Below are 17,027 nucleotides of genomic sequence, written 5' to 3'. Positions count from 1 at the left end.
AAACAGTACAAACGTATCGTGAAAGCATTTGTGACTTGCCAATACGACGTTTTCCTCACAAACTACAGCCATTCCGTTTTTAGTGACCCTTTGTATGACCACGTTTGCGATTAAACCTGCGTGTTTTAGCGACCTAGAGTTGCTCAACGATCTTATGTTCGAGCTTCATGATGAGCATCATCTTCAATCTCCTGAGCTTTTCAAAACGGCAGAGGAGATAGAACAAGAAAAAAGCATTGCTCGATATATTGACGACCCTGAGTGCCTTGTTTACGTAGCAAAACAAGGAGATGAAATTATTGGCTTTATCTCTGGTCACTTCTGTGAACTTATTTCTACCGTCAGCCAGCCAGTTATGATGGGAAGTGTGGATGAGCTCTATGTGCTGCCTGAATATCGAAAACAAGGTACGGCGCAGGCATTGATTAATAAAATTGAGTCAACGTTCTCTGATTACGGTGCAAAACAGATGTTTGTTGAAGTATGGCATTTTAACCAGGGCGCAATATCTTTGTATGAAAAACAAGGATTTGCACATCATATCCACTATTTAAGAAAACCGCTGAACGAATAATCGTATTTAACTTTAATATTGTGATTTAGGTTCTATCGAATTGAAATCATTCAGTTCGTCAATAGACTTTTCTCTATAAGTTGCTCGCAATGTTAACAAATTGATATGCACCCACATTGGTATCGGCGTTTTTGTCTGCTTGTTTATTAGTAGCACGAGGATCGTGCTTACAAAAACAAGAGGACAATATTTTGAAACTAACAAAATCGTTACTTGCTTTAGCCGTTTTGCCAATGTTCGCAAGTGCTGATGATTTGTCTCAGACGCAAAATCACACTATCCAACCCCAGATCGTAGGCGGAGTAACTGCCGACCCACGTGACTGGAAATTCTACACCCAAATTGTTAGTCGTTATGGTAACCGATCGTATTGTGGGGCCAGTTATATCGGGAATGGTTACGTCCTGACTGCTGCACATTGTGTTGAGGGTGATTCTCCGAGTCAGATTGCGGTTAAAATCGGTGGCGTTGTTTATAACGGTAGTGATGGTGTTCGTGCAAACGTCAGTGAGATCCATATGCACCCGGCATATCGCCGCGCGACGCTTTCTCATGACCTCGCGGTATTGAAGCTCGACTCTGTGCCTCAAGGTGTTTCTTCAGTTGAGATTGCGAATGGTAGTCTAACGCAATACGCGAGCATCGGAGATTGGCTTAGTGTTGCTGGCTTAGGGCGAACTTCTGAAGGAGGAAGCTCTCCGTCTCGATTGCAGGAGGTTGACGTCCCACTTGTGTCGGATATGACTTGCCGTCAAGCCGGTGGCAACTACACAACGGTTGGAGAAGTGTCATTCTGTGCGGGTATTCCTCAAGGTGGGATAGATTCTTGTCAGGGAGATAGTGGTGGTCCAATCGTTATTAATCGCAGTGGTGTAATTACTCAACTTGGTGTGGTCAGTTGGGGAATAGGTTGTGCTCGTCCTGGTATGTATGGGGTTTATAGCGATATCGCTGCTATGCGCAATTTTGTCGATGGTGTTATCGGAACAGCAACACCACCAAAAGAAAATGTTTCTGTTGGATACACCACCGAACAGACACTGGCATCATTTAATGTTGGGGAGTTACAGCAACATAGCTTTGTTATCCAGAATTCAGGGAACACCACGTTCACTGTGGAAAATGTTCGCGCGTTTGCTTCGGGTGTTACTGATGCAGCGGTTATTGCCAATGATCAGTGCTCTCAGGCGACGTTAGCAATGAATGCAAGTTGTCGTGTTGATGTTGAATTTGGTGCTACTCAGAGCGGAGAAGCAAGAGTGGCTTTGAACTTCAACGTTGATAAGACCAGCACACAATACCAAGCGTTAGTATCCGCTCAAGCGAAAACGGTGACAACGCCTCCCACAGATAGCTGTAAAACTGTATGGCAAGCCAGCTTAGTGTATCTCAAAGGAGATACGGTTACTTGGAATGGTAAAGTTTGGCAAGCGCAGTGGTGGACTCAAGGTGATAATCCAGCAGACTCAGGGCCTTGGGGTGTTTGGCAAAAAGTCGGCGATGCGAATTGCACGTCTAACTAACGATCGGGCCAGTGAATTTGATTCGTTGACCATGAGATAAGATTCATTCTTGGTTTCAACGATCAGTACATAGTTACCATAACTGGGGTTTATTGTTTGCGAATAATAAGCCCTTTTTTATTGTGTCAACTATGAGAACCCACAAAATGTGTATGACTTTGTCCTGACGTTATCTTTATATAACTGGCAGAATTGCGATCAACATTTTATGTTTTGTCTGATTTTTGTCAGGTTTGCATTAAATTATTCTCCAGTGAGCGTTGAGATCAGGTTTTACGCGATCAACTCAGTTTGGCATAACTCGTTACTTAATTTTTGTCGAAAAAGATAAGATTAACTGCCATGATTCATTGGTTATCATTATGTTTATTTAAGGTCATATTTTGTGTTGAGACAGCTGTTATTACTCATCCTTTGTTTTATTTTGTTACCTGTTTCACCGATTTCTACGGCTAAAGCCACTGCGAGCGAAGTTAAAGGAGCGCTCTGTATTGTTCGCGCTGATGACAAGTTAGTGCTAGTTCATGAAGTATTAACGGATAAGATTTCTCTACCTGGCGGAACCATTATTGATGGTGAGTCTCCACAAGTTGCTGCTCAACGAGAAACGTGGGAAGAAACCGGTATAGTGGTTACGGTTGGAGAGGAGCTTGGCAGAACGGACACTGCGGTTTTTTACGACTGTATATCAGACTCTGACATTATCGCTTTTTCTATGAATAATTCTTTAGGTGGAAATGAACTGCCTATTTGGTTTGCCCCTCATTATGGAGTAGAAGTTGCGTCAGCGATGTTGCTTAGCCCATCTGAATTACCATCATCTTTATATCGTTATCCTGAGCAATGGCCACAAGCCACTCAGTTTTTTGATCAAGCTACCAAGCAATCAGTATCTTATGTGACTCAGTTGATCGAATCCGCGCCTTCATTTCGTCAGGTTGAATTGGCGTGGCTGATAGATTTACAGAGTTGGGTAGGGGCGTTGTCAGAAACGAGTTACGAGGTAGCTAGTCAGATCTCGAAACTCGTTATAGATCTGACAGAACCGACGGTACTACTCTTTCTATTTCCTTTTGCCATGATGCGCTTTGGTAGCCGGTTTGTGTACCGACTCTTTTTTGCAATTAGTGCAACGTCGCTTATGGTGCTTGTCGCTCAACAAGGCTTTTCGTTACCGCGCCCACATGTCTATATACCAATGATGGGGTTAACGCACAGCTTTGGCTTTAGTTTTCCTAGCTTGCCTATCGCTGTGTGGTTTTGTGTTCTGACGTCCTTGTTTCATAGAACCCAGTATTTCGGTTTGAATGGAACAACGGCAGTCTTCGTGTTCATCACTCTTACAGTGGTGTTAGGTAAGTTTTTCCTCGGCAGTGCCTTTATTCTAGATATGTTATTTGGCGCGCTGTTAGGCAGCTTGGTGGCTTGGCATGTTCTTCGATTGGAAACAAATCAAGATGTGAACGTTGATCAAGTTCTAAGCTCAAAAGGCGTCTGGTTCATTATGACTGCGGCAACAGCGGTCATCTCCGTCATCTGGCCATTACCTGTGTTTGGTCGCTGGCTAGCAATTTTAATCACAGCATCAGCGTTGGTCATGACATTTAGAGAGTCGAAAGCACATTTAGATACTCGGCAGATGATCTTTGTGACGCTGGCATTGTTGCTTGTTGATCAACTCTATTTGTACTCGGCTAATATCGTATCGTTTAGCGGTTTGTGGTCATTAGTCTTGTCGACGTTACATTATCCATTATTAATGTTGTTATTTATGCTGCTTGCAAGGAAGCTGACTTGTGAAAACCAACCGAGCAAAACGTTGCTAGATTGATGGCTGTATTTGTTATCTATTAGTATTTAAGTAAAAACAAAGCCTTGCATTACAGCAAGGCTTTTACACGTTTAGTCCACGAACAACGCCGCTTGCCTATCTTGGACGGCTAGGGGTGTTAAACGTAAGAAGCTTAACGCAACAGACATGGCGGAAAGGGCTATGCATTGAGCACGAACTTTTCTATAGCTTTAGCGACACCGTGCTCATCATTACTTGCCGTAATGTAGTCAGCGATTTGCTTGGTTTCTTCCATTGCATTTGCCATCGCGATACCAAGGCCAGCGTATTTCAGCATGTGGTGGTCATTTTCTGCGTCACCCATACAGATAACTTCTTCCGGTTTAATTCCCAGATACTCGGCAATTGCGGCAACACCAATACCTTTGTTGCTCGCAGGGTTAAGAAACTCAAGGAAAAACGGAGCGCTTTGAACAACCGTAAACGCTTCGCGCATTTCAGCTGGCAGTGCTGCTATAACTTCTGTTAGTTTGCTTGGCTCTGCAACCATCATAGCTTTGATGATTGGATGATCGTCTTCTAGTGATTCGAAGTTCATCTCGGTGACATTTAAGCCATTTATCTTTGCTTCAATATCGGTGTAAGGGTTGTGTTCGTTGGTGATTAAACCATGAACTTGACTAAAAGCATGGACGTACGCACCTAGCTCTTCGGCTTTTCGCGCCACCAATTTTGCAGCTTTACCATCTATGATTTGCTGGTGGATGATGTCGTTTGTGCCTACGTTCTTGACCATCGAACCGTTGTAGTAAAGAACAAAATCTCGATCGGAATGGATATTCAGTTCGTCGAGCTTGTCTTGCATTCCTTCTAATGGGCGACCAGAAGCGAGAACGACAGTAACGCCTGCTTCTCGAGCTTTTGCGATCGCTTGTTTGTTTTCTTCAGAAATGGCTTTATCACTATTGAGTAGCGTGCCATCCATATCTAGTGCGATCAGTTTATACATCATTTCTTACCTTAAAGTTTTTTGGGAGCTGTCAGTGAATAAGGCTTGGTTTAACGTTAACCAGAAACCTATATTCATTACGCTATGAAACTACAAAATGGTCTATTTTAACAATTAATTTTTGGTTTAAATTGACCTAGACACGCGTGTCCATTATGGTCTTCGCCTCGAAATGTTATGAGTTGAGTGAGTTCTGCGTTGTATAAGCTAAATGAGATGTTTGAAACCATCCAAGGGGAAGGGGTTTTCACTGGAGTCCCTGCTGTTTTTGTTCGGCTTCAAGAGTGTCCGGTTGGTTGCTCATGGTGCGATACCAAACAAACGTGGTATGCAGATGAGAATGATCAACGTCAAATAGGCGATATTCTGGTGAAAACGGAAGACTCTCCGACGTGGTGTGTTGCATCTGCCGAGAACATCGTAGAGCAATATCAACAGCAAGGCTTTAATGCTAAGCATATCGTGATTACTGGTGGAGAGCCTTGTATTTATGATCTGCGCCCTTTAACAAAGGCGTTTGAAGATATGGGGTGCCAATGCCAAATTGAAACCAGTGGCACATCAGAAGTGATTACTTCAGAAAACACGTGGGTGACAGTGTCACCAAAAGTGGCAATGAAAGGTAAATTGCCAGTGCTTAATAGCGCGTTAGAGCGAGCAAATGAGATTAAGCATCCAGTCGGCACCCAGAAAGACATCGACCACCTTGATGACCTTTTAGCAAATGCGAACGTAGCGGCTGAGACTATCATTGCACTACAACCAATTAGCCAGAAGCCTCGTGCTACGCAATTGTGTATTGATACGTGCATTGCCCGCAATTGGCGTTTGTCTGTTCAAACTCATAAATATTTGAGTATTGCTTAGACGAGAGGCTCGTCATCATTCGAAGTGGCTTTTCTATCTAATCCCGGTTTCGCGAGTAATGCCGTTGGTAGCTTTGCTATGGAATCATTGTCGATGTATCTAAACAATTTATAGCGTTGTAAAAGCTAAGCAGTGTTGGCTGCTGTGGTGTGGTGCTATCTTTGGTTCGACAATCGTTTCGCATTTAATTGATGCCACCAATCTGGCGGCATCAAAATGAAGCTCTGTTGGCTGGAGTTTCACGCTGAGATAAAACGTTTAGAAGCTAACGCAAAAGGTTTTATCCCAGCGCTATTACCGCTAACAAAGACTATTTGCTCGCTAAGTATTCTTCTAAGCCGCTTTGTCGCAGTAGGCACGCTGGACACTCACCACAGCCTTTACCAACGATTCCGTTGTAACATGTTAAAGTATTGTTTTGGACAAACTCCAACATATTGTGCTTATCAGCTAGAGCCCAGGTCTCGGCTTTAGTAAGCCACATTAAAGGAGTCTTAATATTGAAGGCTTTATCCATACCTAAATTGCAAGAGAGATTTAGAGAGCGAATAAAGTTGTCTCGGCAGTCAGGGTAACCACTAAAGTCTGTTTCGCAAACTCCCGTAATGATGTCTTGAATGCCAAGCTGGTAAGCATGGATACATGCGTAAGTAAGAAAGAGAATGTTTCTCCCTGGAACGAATGTATTGGGTACGTTAGCGTCGCTTAAGTCATTAGATACCGGAATGTTGTCTCTTGTCAGCGAGCTTATCGCTAACTCATTAATTGATTTTACATCCAGGACTTTGTGGCTTTTGATGTTAAGTTGCTTACCTAATTCGATAGCGATATCTATTTCATCTGAATGACGCTGGCCATAATCAAACGTTATAGCATGAACTTCATCATATGTATTTAATGCATCGATTAAGCAGGTCGTAGAGTCCTGCCCACCGGAAAAAACCACAAGTGCTTTTGTTGTAGCCATGTTGAACCCTTAGTTATGCTCTTTGATTCTTTGGTATTGATACGTATTCTTAGGCGTTTAATCCCAATTACGTACTCGACTTCGTGGCGATTGCGTCTGCAATCAGCTGGGCTGTGCTCTCAAGCACTCTTTGCTTGTCATCATTTGACAGCTTGTGGAGATTCACAGCAAGTTCAGCGGTGATTTCATCTTCACAAAAAAAATAGTTTAGAGGCACGTTTAGCTCATCTGCGATAAGTTTGAGCGTTTTTACGTCGGGAGTATGGCGCTCCCTTTCGTATTGATTCATCCTTGCACTTGCAGAACTATCATCCATGCCGATACGGATGCCCAGTGCTTTTTGGGACAGATTCGCTTGTTTACGCGCATGCTTAAGGCGGGCTGGGAGTGGGTTATTAAACAACACTTAAAGTTCATACGAAGGACTTGGATGACTAAGATTATCTTAGTTTTTCTGATTTGTGTATACTAAGTAATGCTTAGTTATTGCCGAGGTCGCCAAGGCCGTGTCTGTAAAACTAAAAAAGATTTCGTATCTTTAGGTTGATTAAGTGACGTTGAATCTACTTCTTCAAAAACTGCCGTATGAAGGAGTGGGAGGAGCGAGTAAGGGCACGAGAAACCGCAGCGATTTGTAGAGCAGAATTTGCTCTTCACATAAACGTAGTCGTCTAAGTTGAAGAGCAATATTGTTCTTGATGATCAACTATATACTTAAGTAAATAACTGTGTCGCACAATAGATCAGAGCTGCTGCTAAGCTCATATTTATGACTTTGCCATATCTCTGGAATTGCGATTGAAGTAGCTTTCCTGCAACGGCCCAAACTACGTTGCTAAGGAGTGCGATCAAAGCAAGAATGAGGCTAGTCGCTAAGATCCAGTAGATATTCTGAGTGTGGGGCAGTACGAACGTAGAAATAGAGGTAATTCCATAAAGAATGATTTTCACATTAACGAACTGCAAACCGAAACCTGTTAAGAAACTGATACCTTTAGAATTATCCGATGAAGTTTTGATCTCACTCGTAGCAAGCCCCCAAGCCAACCAAACAATATAAGCTGCTCCAATCCATGTTAGCCAAGGTGTAATCACGGGCAAGAGGCTGATCATGTTATACGTGAAAGCGCCACAAAGTAGCATCAAAACAACATAGCCACAAAACATCCCCGAAATCACTTTTGTTGAGCGTTTTAGTCCATATTGCGTCGCGATGCTGAGCGATAAAATGTTGTTTGGCCCTGGTGTAATTGAAGTAATGATTACGTAAGTAAAAAATGCGGTGTAGATGGCGGTCATCTCTATCTCTCCTGTTTTTACTGCACTATACTTCGCTACAATTGATTAAAAAATTGAATAAATTAAAACTTAGACTTTTAATTTATTGAACTGTTGGTTGTGGAGTCTAGTCATGAATCTAAAACGCTTTCTTACTTTTAAAGCTATTGTTGAAGAAGGATCGTTTCTAAAAGCGTCACAGAAGCTTTATTGCACGCAATCAACCGTCACCTTTCAAATCAAGCAGTTGGAACAAGATCTGTCTCTGCAGCTGTTCGAAAAAATAGGGCGTAAGATGGTTTTGACTCAAGCAGGAGAAAAGATACTGCCTTACGTCTATGAACTGGCGCGAGTGATGGAAAATATTGAGGGAACAGCACAGCAAGAAAACTCGGAGCCGACCGGTGAATTGAAAGTGCTGGTTGCTGAGACTCAACTTGCTTATAAGATGGCTAATGTTTTAAAAGAGTTCAGGATCAGAGCGCCCAATGTAAGACTCTCTCTGCAATCACAAAATTGCTATCAGATTCGAGATGAGTTGATAGCGGATAAAGCTGATTTAGGTGTGTTTTATCGAGTAGGTAATGACGATACGCTCAAGGTGCACGAGTTTGAGCAGGAGCCACTGGTATTGGTTGCTTCACCGCTTTTAAAAGGGCTAGATTTAAAGAAGAGAGAGCAACATATTGATTTAGGGTTTATAAGCAATGGCCCTAAGTGCCTTTTTCGACAGATGTTTGAGAGCATTATTCAAGAGCGTGATATTAGCATCGACAACATGATCGAACTTAGCAGTATTAATACGATCAAAAATTGCGTTGAGAGTAATATTGGTATCTCTTACTTACCTCGTTTTACGGTTGAAAAAGAGTTGCAAGAGGGCAGTTTACAAGAGCTTGAGTTCACCGAATTTTCACAGATGATCAAGCCACTCTGCGCTTATCATGCTAGGAAGTGTGTGACGCCGGCGATGGAAGTCTTTATTGATTGTATGCGTAAGGAGTATGAACGGTTTTCTACTCAGAGTCGGTGATCTTTAATATGTTCTATCTGACATAGTTTCGTTTTTACTCCTTTTTATTTTTTAAGTGGTTGATTCTAATTAATTGATTTTTGGTGTTTTATTTTACAGTCGACTAATTTTGGATGATAGATAAGATCTGATGTGAAGAGCTATTTATTGACAGAAAGAGATAAGATATAAAAACGACGGCGTGTGATAACTAGATTAGATAAGGTTACATAATTAACAGTGTAATAAATGCCATTCTTTATGGATTATTTTCAACGAGACTTAATTGTTACGGTTCGTTATTATTAACTCGTTAACGCATCCATTGCTAGGAAGTTAACTTACGCATATTGTTTTTTTTCATCATTTGCAGCAAATTATATTTGCTGCTTTTTTTAACCAAAAAAAAGTTCAAATCTTGAACTACAAGCTCTGAACTTTTGTTTATACTTAGTGGTTTTCTACTTTAATAAGTAAAACACCGTTTAAAAGTATCGCGTAACCTAGTAACTCTAAGCTTTCTTCGACCAAGTTTTTCACGTCTCTATTGTATGAGTTCCCCATGAACTCGACCCAAAAATCACCATACCCTGCAAAGCGTGAGAATAAGAAAACAATAAAAAAGCCAATCGTTAATGTCGTGAAGCTAGAATGAGAAATGAAAAGTTTTACCTCATTTTTTATGTTAACTATGTTATTAAAACAAAAATAACAGACCGAGACTATTATAATCCAAGCAGGATACTTCCATGAACCGTGAGGGAAATACTGCTCTATGTGGTAGTCCATTTCTCTAACGAATATAACCATAAAAAATGAAGACATTATTACTAATATGTGTTTGAGTTCAAGATATTCCTTAGATTTATACAAACACATTAACGATGAAAAAAGCACAAATGCTATTTGATTCATTTCTATAAGAGAGTTCTCCGATGTGCTTTTGTCCATTTGTACGCTAAAATAAATCGTTGCTAACGTGTAAATAACCAAAAAAATAAGATAAGATATTTTATATACTAACAAACTAGTGACCGAGGTGTGTTTTTCTTTAATATACATCGTAACTTGTATAGGTGATGGATTTGTTAGTATTATAAATCAAGAATGTTTTATATTTAGTGAATTAAGCGCCATTTAGAATGGAACTTAATTCACCTAACATTAAACTTCTATGAATCTTAAATTTTCCTGTTTTAACTTATTGATTTTATTTGATGTTTTATTAGCTGTTAATTTTGGTTAAATAGAATCACCTAGCTTTTATTGAAATGCTTTTCCCATATTGGTGGTATGCCAATTTCTTCTTGAACGATATCAATGAATGCCCTAACCAATGGTGATTGCTGACGGTGTGAGTACATGGCATAAATATCACCAAAATCTTGAGTTTCATATTCTGGTAAAAGTTGAACTAAATTAGAAGACTCTAGGTTGTTAGGGAGCATAAATTGACCTATAAGTGCTGCGCCCAGACCTGACTTTACGCTTTCAATTATTAGCTCAGCTTCATTTACCATGTATGACCCTGATATTGGGTATGTATCTAAACCATCTGAGTTTGCTTTGTCGTAGAATTTAAGCTTATCGACAATAAAATTACCATTTGAATAAATAATAAAAGGTAGCTTAACTAACTCATCAGGCGTTTCTGGGTTACCATGTTTTTCAATTAAATTTCGAGAAGCAATGATTGCAGTCGTATTTTTTGCTAATTTTCTTGCTACCATTGATGAATCCCTCATAGGTCCGATTCGAAAAGCAATATCAAAATTACTTCTAATCACGTCTACATGAAGATCATCTAGCATTAGTTCAACACTTGCTTTTGGGTACTTATGTAAAAACTTCTCTATCGAAGGTTGTAGATAGAGTTTTCCAAATAATGTTGAGCTTGAAATTCGTACTTTCCCTGAAGGCTCAGTCTGAAAGTTCTCCGCTATTTGTTGAGTATCATCAAGGAGTTGAGATATTTGGTCTGCTTTTTCAACTATTTGCTGGCCGACTTGTGTTAATGAAAGAGAGCGAGTCGTTCTGTTTAATAGCCTAACTCCTAAGTGCTCTTCTAACTGCTTGATGTGTTTAGACAAAACAGAGCGGTCGATATTCATCCCATCTGCTGCTTTTGCAAAAGATCCAGCTTTAGAGACTTCTAAAAGCAGGTGTAGTTTATTTGCTAAATCCACAATGTTTATCCAAGTTAGATATTAGCGTATTAGTTTCATGTATAACTACTGCTCTGTCTAGAAATTATTAATATACTTAATAACCAAAAGAAAAGGGAGCAATAGCTCCCTTTAGTATGAATTTAAATGAGTATTTATATTATGGTTATAGTGTTTGACGTTTTTTGTTTCGACTCACTAACATGTAAAAAACAGGTGTGAGTAGTAATCCAAATACCGTTACGCCTACCATACCCGAGAATACGGCAATACCCATTGCTTGTCGCATTTCCGCTCCGGCCCCTGTACCAATCATTAATGGAATAACACCAGCGGTAAATGCAATTGATGTCATTAGAATCGGTCGAAGACGTAAACGACATGCTTCCAAAATCGCTGATAAGGTATCTTGGCCATTGTCTTTAAGTTCTTTAGCGAACTCCACCATCAAGATGGCATTTTTACACGCTAGAGCCACAAGGACAATCAAAGCAATTTGTGTGAATATATTGTTGTCACCACCAATGAACCAAACACCTGCTAGTGCAGAAAAAATGGTCATAGGAACGATCAAAATGATAGCGAATGGCAGTTTTAAACTCTCGTACTGCGAAGCTAGCACCATGAAAACTAACAAAACAACAAGTGGGAATATATACACCATCGTGTTACCAGCCAAAATCTGCTGGTAGGTTACATCAGTCCATTCATAAACCATTCCCTCTGCTAGGTTTTGATCCAGTACTTCCTCAATAGCCGTTTGGGCTTGGTCAGAACTGTAACCAAAAGCAGGACTGCCGTTTAGTTCTGCACTAGGGTAGCCGTTATAGTGCATCACGCGGTCAGGCCCAATCGTGGGTATGATCTCCAGTACAGCGCCGAGAGGAACCATTTGTCCGGCAGCATTTCTTACTTTGTAGTTAAGTATTTGGTCAGGTTCGAGACGATAGTTCATGTCTGCCTGGGCATTCACTTTGTATGTTCTACCAAACATATTGAAGTCATTGACGTATAATGATCCTAAATAAACTTGAAGCGCATCAAAAACCTGCTCTAGAGGAACACCTTGCAGCATCGCTTGTTCACGATCTATTTGGATGTCCATCTGCGGCACTTGTATACGAAATGTGGAATATAATCCCATCAGCTCGGGTCTTGTTGATGCCTCACTTATTACCAAGTTCAATTGCTTGAAGAGCTCATCAAACCCCTTGTTCGCACGGTCTTCGATTTGAAGTTTAAAGCCGCCAGTAGAGCCAAGTCCTTGGATTGGTGGTGGTGGAAAAATCGCAACGAAGGCTTCATCAATGATTGAAAAGCTCTTATTCAAAGATGCAACAATCGCATTTGCTCCGAGAGTTGGATCATTTCGTTTATCGAAGTCCTCAAGCGTAACAAAAACGATGCCACTATTCGGACTGTTAGTAAAACCATTGACCGATAAGCCTGGGAAAGAAATGGTTTGTGCTACGCCAGGTGTTGCCAGCGCGAGGTTTTCCATTTCTTTAATAACGGACTCTGTTCGATCTAAACTTGCTGCATCTGGAAGTTGGGCGATCGCAACTAAATACTGCTTATCTTGTTGAGGAATGAATCCTCCAGGAACAGCTTTGAATAGAGAAGCCGTTCCCCCGAGTAACGCAATGTATACCACCACAACAACAAGGCTAAAGCGAATCAGCTTCTTGACCAGAGCTTGATATTGGTTCGAGCTATACTCAAAAATTCTATTGAATGGCGCAAAAACATACTTACCAAAAACCGCATCCAAGAGCTTGGTTAGCCGATCGGGTTTTGCGTTCTTATCTTGTAATAGCAGTGCTGATAAAGCAGGCGATAACGTCAACGAGTTAATTGCTGAAATAATCGTCGAGATCGTAATTGTTAGTGCGAACTGCTTATAAAACTGACCGGATAACCCTGTAATAAAGGTCGTCGGGATGAACACCGCACATAACACTAAAGCAATTGCAATAATTGGCCCGGTAACTTCGGTCATTGCTTGTTTCGTTGCTTCTAGTGGTGCAAGTCCATTATGGATGTTCCGTTCCACGTTTTCGACGACGACAATGGCGTCATCGACGACGATGCCTATGGCGAGAACAAGCCCAAACAACGAAAGCGTGTTAATCGATACTCCAAGCATTTGCATTACGGCGAACGTACCGATTAATGAAACAGGCACCGCAATGATAGGGATGATAGACGCGCGCCATGTTTGCAAAAACAAAATGACTACGACAACAACAAGTACAATTGCCTCTAGCAGAGTATGAACCACCGCGTCTATCGAACCACGAACAAAGACGGTCGGGTCGTAGGCTATTTCATATGAAACTCCAGCTGGAAAGGCTGTTTGTAAACGGTCCATGGTTGAACGAACCTGATTAGATAGCTCAATAGCATTAGCACCAGGGCGCTGGAATACGGGCATCGCCACCGCTGGTTTACCATTTAACAAGGCGCGCAGTGCATAAGAGTTTTGACCTAGCTCTACGCGTGCAACGTCTTTAAGACGTGTCAAAGCCCCTGTTTCGTCAACTTTTACTACAATGTCGTTGAATTCATCAATATTCTCCAAGCGGCCTTTTACGTTCAACAAAACTTGGAATTGGTTTTCATTAGCGGCTGGTTGCGCACCTAATGAGCCTGCTGCCACCTGTTGGTTTTGAGATCGGACGGCGGAGACAACGTCCATTACGGTTAGATTTCTAGAAGCGAGCTCATCTGGATTTAACCACAAGCGCATTGAGTACTCGTCACCACCGAAAAGGCGCACATCACCAACGCCTCCGAGCCGAGCTATCTCATCTTTCAAGTTTAAATTAGCGTAGTTAGCTAAATAACTGACTTCACGGCTAGAATCTGGAGAATATATATGCACAACCATGGTGAGATCAGGAGAGGCTTTTTCGGCAACAACTCCTAACCGTTGGACGGCTTCTGGTAATCGGGGCAAAGCTGTAGTGACGCGATTTTGAATTTGAACCTGAGCTTTGTCCAAGTCCGTACCTAAAGCAAAGGTTACGGTCAATGTCATTCTGCCATCACTGGTTGCCTGTGAAAACATATATAACATGTTTTCTGTACCATTAATTTCTTGCTCCAGAGGCGTAGCAACTGTTTCTGCGATTACTTTTGGGTTCGCACCAGGATAGTTTGCTGTAACTACTACTGTAGGAGGGACAACCTCTGGATATTCACTCACAGGCAACTGCAAAAGTGAAATTGCGCCTACTATTAATATCAATAGCGATAACATAGAGGCAAATATGGGTCTTTGAATAAAAAAGTGTGCAAATTTCATTCGGTTGTCTTCTTAGTCTTGAGCTAAACGTTTGTTTGGCAACGATGTTGAGTTTGAAGCCATAATCAATGAAGTATTGCTAATATCTAGCGTGACATTTTTTGGTGTGACTTTGCTATTTGGGCCAACTTTTGCTGGACCATTTACCGCAATAATTGAGTCGGCGTTCAAGCCATTCTCGATAGCACGAAATGTTCCGTAACGTTCGCCTAAGGTTACGATGCTGTATTGCAACGTATTCTCTTTATTGAGTGTTAATACAAAGCGGTTTTCTAGATCTGTGCCAATAGAACGCTCTGGAACGAGAACTCGTTCAACTGGTTTGGTTGTTGATATCTGAACTCGGCCAAACGATCCCACTTTTAAGTTTGATTTTGTTGCATCGAATACCGCTCGAACCTGCAAAGTACCGGTGTTTTCGTTGATGGAGTTGTCGACAAAGTCAACGCGTCCAAAAAACTCCTGCCCATTTTGTCCAGATAGTTCAAGACGAGTAGGTAAGTTAGAGTCGGCATTGATTGTCGAGAAGTAACGGTTCCAAGTTCGCTCATCGACATCAAAGTATGCATATACCTGATCGTTAGAGACAATGTTTGATATAACGCTTTGATTTGCGTTTACATTGTTTCCTTTAGTAATGAATGCTCTTGAAATAGTGCCGCTAATAGGGGCATATATCTTCGTAAACTCAAGATCTAACTTTGCGGATTCTAACTGAGCACGCAAGGCCATTAGTTCTGCAGAGCGTTGTTTTACTGCGGTATCTCGGGCCTCTGCTTGTTCCGCCGAGATGGCCTTTCGCTTAACAAGTTGAGCGGCTCTCTTTTGTTCGTTTGCTGCTTGCTCTAGCGCAGCTCGAGCACTCTTAACTTGCGCTTCAAGTCGTGAGACCTGAGCTTTGAAGGTTCGATCATCAAGAGTGACGAGTAAGTCGCCTTTGTTGACACTCTGTCCGTCTTTGAACTCTACCGTTTCAATAACTCCGGAAACGCGTGGCATTAAAGAAACTTTCTCTGGGGCTTGAAGCCTTGTTGTAAAGGTGAACCACGATTGAACGGGCTCATAGATGACTTTGGAGACGTCTATCGTAGGTAAGGGAGTATTAGGTTCTTTGGTTATCTCTTCGTCTGCACAAGCAGCTAAAACGGATAAAAGGCCAATGCCGAAAACTTTCTTTAACATTTGTCGCGCCCTAAATGATTCTGTTCATACTAAAAGGAACGGCATTGTATTCATTGTACCTATGGGTAAATAGGCCCTCAGCGAACATAGAGTAGTGATAAAAATGCACGATTAAATATTGGTCAAAATGCTCATTTTTTGGTTTGAAAAAGATCAGTTTAGGGTTTTAAAGACGTGGAGTATTGTTAAATGTAATAAGCCATAATAGATAGGAATAACTAAACAGAAGCTAAAGATAGCGACGAAAATTAAAGCGTTTTTAATTCGTGCATTATTTGCAATTCACTGATGCAATTTGAACCATAAAAAATTGAAATTAATTTTGTAAAATCCATTTCCCATCACATAAAGAATAAAAACTAAATAAGGAATTGTGCAGTGGATCTCGCAAGCCAACTTGAATTACTACTGGATGTCTCTGAATACGGAACTTTTGCTAAGGCTGCTGACAGAAATCATATAGATCGTTCAGCTTTGTCAAAACAGATCAAAAAGCTAGAGGATGAATTGGGCTTACGGCTGTTAAACCGTTCCACGCGTTCGCTATCCCTGACCAATGCAGGTGTTGAGATGGTGGCGCAAGCCAAGAAAGTAAGAGAGGTTCTAACCGAAACTCGTAGTATTGCTGCTACATTTCAGGATGAACCGAAGGGTAACTTGAAAATATCAAGCTCCACTTTCTTTGGCAGAGCATACTTAAATCAGGCAGTTAAAGAGTTTATAAAACAGTACCCAAACATTACTGTAGAGCTGCTGCTCGATGATAATCGAGTCGATGTTATCCACGAAGGTTTTGATGTTGTGTTTCGTATCGGACCAATCCGAGAGTCCAACATGATAGTACGTAAGTTGGCAAGCAATAATATGGCACTGGTTGCATCGAAGAGTTTTATTGATAAGTATGGAACCCCGAGCTCTCCAGAAGAGCTTATAAAAATGCCAGCAGTAATATACTCTAATGCTAACTTTAAGGCGGATAAGCTACGTATAGCGCCAAGCCAGTCATCAAGCGACGTTAGAACGTATAATATCAACGGGCAGTACTTCGTGAATGAAACTGAGTTAATGCTCGATGCCGTAAAATCTGATCTAGGGTATGCTTTAATAGGGCAGTTCTTTCTTCAGGAGAGTTTGAGTAAACAAGATCTTGTACAGCTGCTTCCTGATTATAATCTTCCCGCAATAGGAGAAATATATGCAATGTATACTCACCGAAATCAACAACCATTAGCCAAACTGTTCATTGATACTGTTCAAAAAATAATAGGGACGCCTCCTGTTTGGATGGATTATCTCAACTAATATGAGTACTAGGACATAATGTTTTAGATTGAGGGCTTGTTTATATTTA

General features: G+C 41.2%; 13 protein-coding genes. 6 read left to right on the top strand and 7 right to left on the bottom strand.

The features are described from left to right. Positions 1-94: 94 nt before the first annotated feature. The 3 genes from R7044_RS09035 (at position 95) to R7044_RS09025 (ending at position 3,928) form a co-directional block, all read left to right on the top strand. Entirely contained in the window at positions 95-574 is a 480-nt protein-coding gene (locus R7044_RS09035) for a GNAT family N-acetyltransferase (RefSeq protein WP_005377290.1), read from the top strand. Between the two features lie 191 nt (positions 575-765). Beyond that, positions 766-2,097: a trypsin-like serine protease gene (locus tag R7044_RS09030; RefSeq protein WP_042523747.1), complete on the top strand. Its 1,332-nt coding sequence runs from the start codon at positions 766-768 to the stop codon at positions 2,095-2,097. 385 nt (positions 2,098-2,482) lie between these two features. Then, on the top strand, positions 2,483-3,928 hold the full coding sequence (locus tag R7044_RS09025) for a bifunctional NUDIX hydrolase/phosphatase PAP2 family protein (protein ID WP_213896130.1): 1,446 nt from the start codon (positions 2,483-2,485) through the stop codon (positions 3,926-3,928). Positions 3,929-4,088: 160 nt separating this feature from the next. Here R7044_RS09025 and R7044_RS09020 read toward each other — a convergent pair whose 3' ends face one another. After that, complete coding sequence (locus R7044_RS09020) at positions 4,089-4,898, bottom strand: Cof-type HAD-IIB family hydrolase (protein WP_017821691.1); 810 nt, start codon at positions 4,896-4,898, stop codon at positions 4,089-4,091. Positions 4,899-5,114: 216 nt separating this feature from the next. On the opposite strand from R7044_RS09020, the gene queE reads away from it, so the two are divergent. Then, complete coding sequence (gene queE, locus R7044_RS09015; protein WP_005377296.1) at positions 5,115-5,765, top strand: 7-carboxy-7-deazaguanine synthase QueE; 651 nt, start codon at positions 5,115-5,117, stop codon at positions 5,763-5,765. A gap of 310 nt (positions 5,766-6,075) precedes the next feature. Here the strand turns inward: queE and queC are convergent, their stop codons facing one another. The 3 genes from queC to eamB all read right to left on the bottom strand — a co-directional run bounded on the left by queC (position 6,076) and on the right by eamB (position 8,031). Then, a complete protein-coding gene (gene queC, locus R7044_RS09010) occupies positions 6,076-6,732 on the bottom strand; it encodes a 7-cyano-7-deazaguanine synthase QueC (RefSeq protein ID WP_005377298.1) in 657 nt (218 codons plus the stop codon). Between the two features lie 67 nt (positions 6,733-6,799). After that, the gene (locus R7044_RS09005) at positions 6,800-7,138 is read right to left on the bottom strand and encodes a helix-turn-helix domain-containing protein (protein ID WP_005388200.1); all 339 of its coding nucleotides are present in this window, start codon (positions 7,136-7,138) and stop codon (positions 6,800-6,802) included. A 308-nt stretch (positions 7,139-7,446) separates the two neighbouring features. Next, positions 7,447-8,031: a cysteine/O-acetylserine transporter gene (gene eamB / locus R7044_RS09000; RefSeq protein WP_005388201.1), complete on the bottom strand. Its 585-nt coding sequence runs from the start codon at positions 8,029-8,031 to the stop codon at positions 7,447-7,449. A 112-nt stretch (positions 8,032-8,143) separates the two neighbouring features. Here eamB and R7044_RS08995 point away from each other — a divergent pair, with 112 nt between their 5' ends. Then, positions 8,144-9,043 (top strand): LysR family transcriptional regulator, encoded by a 900-nt coding sequence (locus tag R7044_RS08995; protein WP_064376736.1) that lies wholly within the window; start codon positions 8,144-8,146, stop codon positions 9,041-9,043. 1,235 nt (positions 9,044-10,278) lie between these two features. Here the strand turns inward: R7044_RS08995 and R7044_RS08990 are convergent. The 3 genes from R7044_RS08990 to R7044_RS08980 form a co-directional block, all read right to left on the bottom strand. Then, the gene (locus R7044_RS08990; protein ID WP_064376737.1) at positions 10,279-11,208 is read right to left on the bottom strand and encodes a LysR family transcriptional regulator; all 930 of its coding nucleotides are present in this window, start codon (positions 11,206-11,208) and stop codon (positions 10,279-10,281) included. A 145-nt stretch (positions 11,209-11,353) separates the two neighbouring features. Further along, the gene (locus R7044_RS08985; RefSeq protein ID WP_025768140.1) at positions 11,354-14,494 is read right to left on the bottom strand and encodes an efflux RND transporter permease subunit; all 3,141 of its coding nucleotides are present in this window, start codon (positions 14,492-14,494) and stop codon (positions 11,354-11,356) included. Positions 14,495-14,506: 12 nt separating this feature from the next. Next, positions 14,507-15,676 (bottom strand): efflux RND transporter periplasmic adaptor subunit, encoded by a 1,170-nt coding sequence (locus tag R7044_RS08980; RefSeq protein WP_064376738.1) that lies wholly within the window; start codon positions 15,674-15,676, stop codon positions 14,507-14,509. Positions 15,677-16,054: 378 nt separating this feature from the next. Here R7044_RS08980 and R7044_RS08975 point away from each other — a divergent pair, with 378 nt between their 5' ends. Beyond that, a complete protein-coding gene (locus tag R7044_RS08975; protein WP_005377321.1) occupies positions 16,055-16,978 on the top strand; it encodes a LysR family transcriptional regulator in 924 nt (307 codons plus the stop codon). Positions 16,979-17,027: the final 49 nt, after the last annotated feature.

The organism is Vibrio sp. 1402, assembly GCF_033340275.1.
The sequence above is the reverse complement of the archived record's forward strand: the minus strand, read 5'-3'. Positions and strand labels throughout refer to the sequence as shown.

Excerpts from the sequence above, each read along its gene's own strand:
- R7044_RS08995 (WP_064376736.1), top strand. The coding sequence starts at position 8,144 with ATGAATCTAAAACGCTTTCTTACTTTTAAAGCTATTGTTGAAGAAGGA.
- R7044_RS08985 (WP_025768140.1), bottom strand. The coding sequence starts at position 14,494 with ATGAAATTTGCACACTTTTTTATTCAAAGACCCATATTTGCCTCTATG.
- eamB (WP_005388201.1), bottom strand. The coding sequence starts at position 8,031 with ATGACCGCCATCTACACCGCATTTTTTACTTACGTAATCATTACTTCA.
- queE (WP_005377296.1), top strand. The coding sequence starts at position 5,115 with ATGTTTGAAACCATCCAAGGGGAAGGGGTTTTCACTGGAGTCCCTGCT.
- queC (WP_005377298.1), bottom strand. The coding sequence starts at position 6,732 with ATGGCTACAACAAAAGCACTTGTGGTTTTTTCCGGTGGGCAGGACTCT.
- R7044_RS09020 (WP_017821691.1), bottom strand. The coding sequence starts at position 4,898 with ATGTATAAACTGATCGCACTAGATATGGATGGCACGCTACTCAATAGT.
- R7044_RS08980 (WP_064376738.1), bottom strand. The coding sequence starts at position 15,676 with ATGTTAAAGAAAGTTTTCGGCATTGGCCTTTTATCCGTTTTAGCTGCT.
- R7044_RS09035 (WP_005377290.1), top strand. The coding sequence starts at position 95 with ATGACCACGTTTGCGATTAAACCTGCGTGTTTTAGCGACCTAGAGTTG.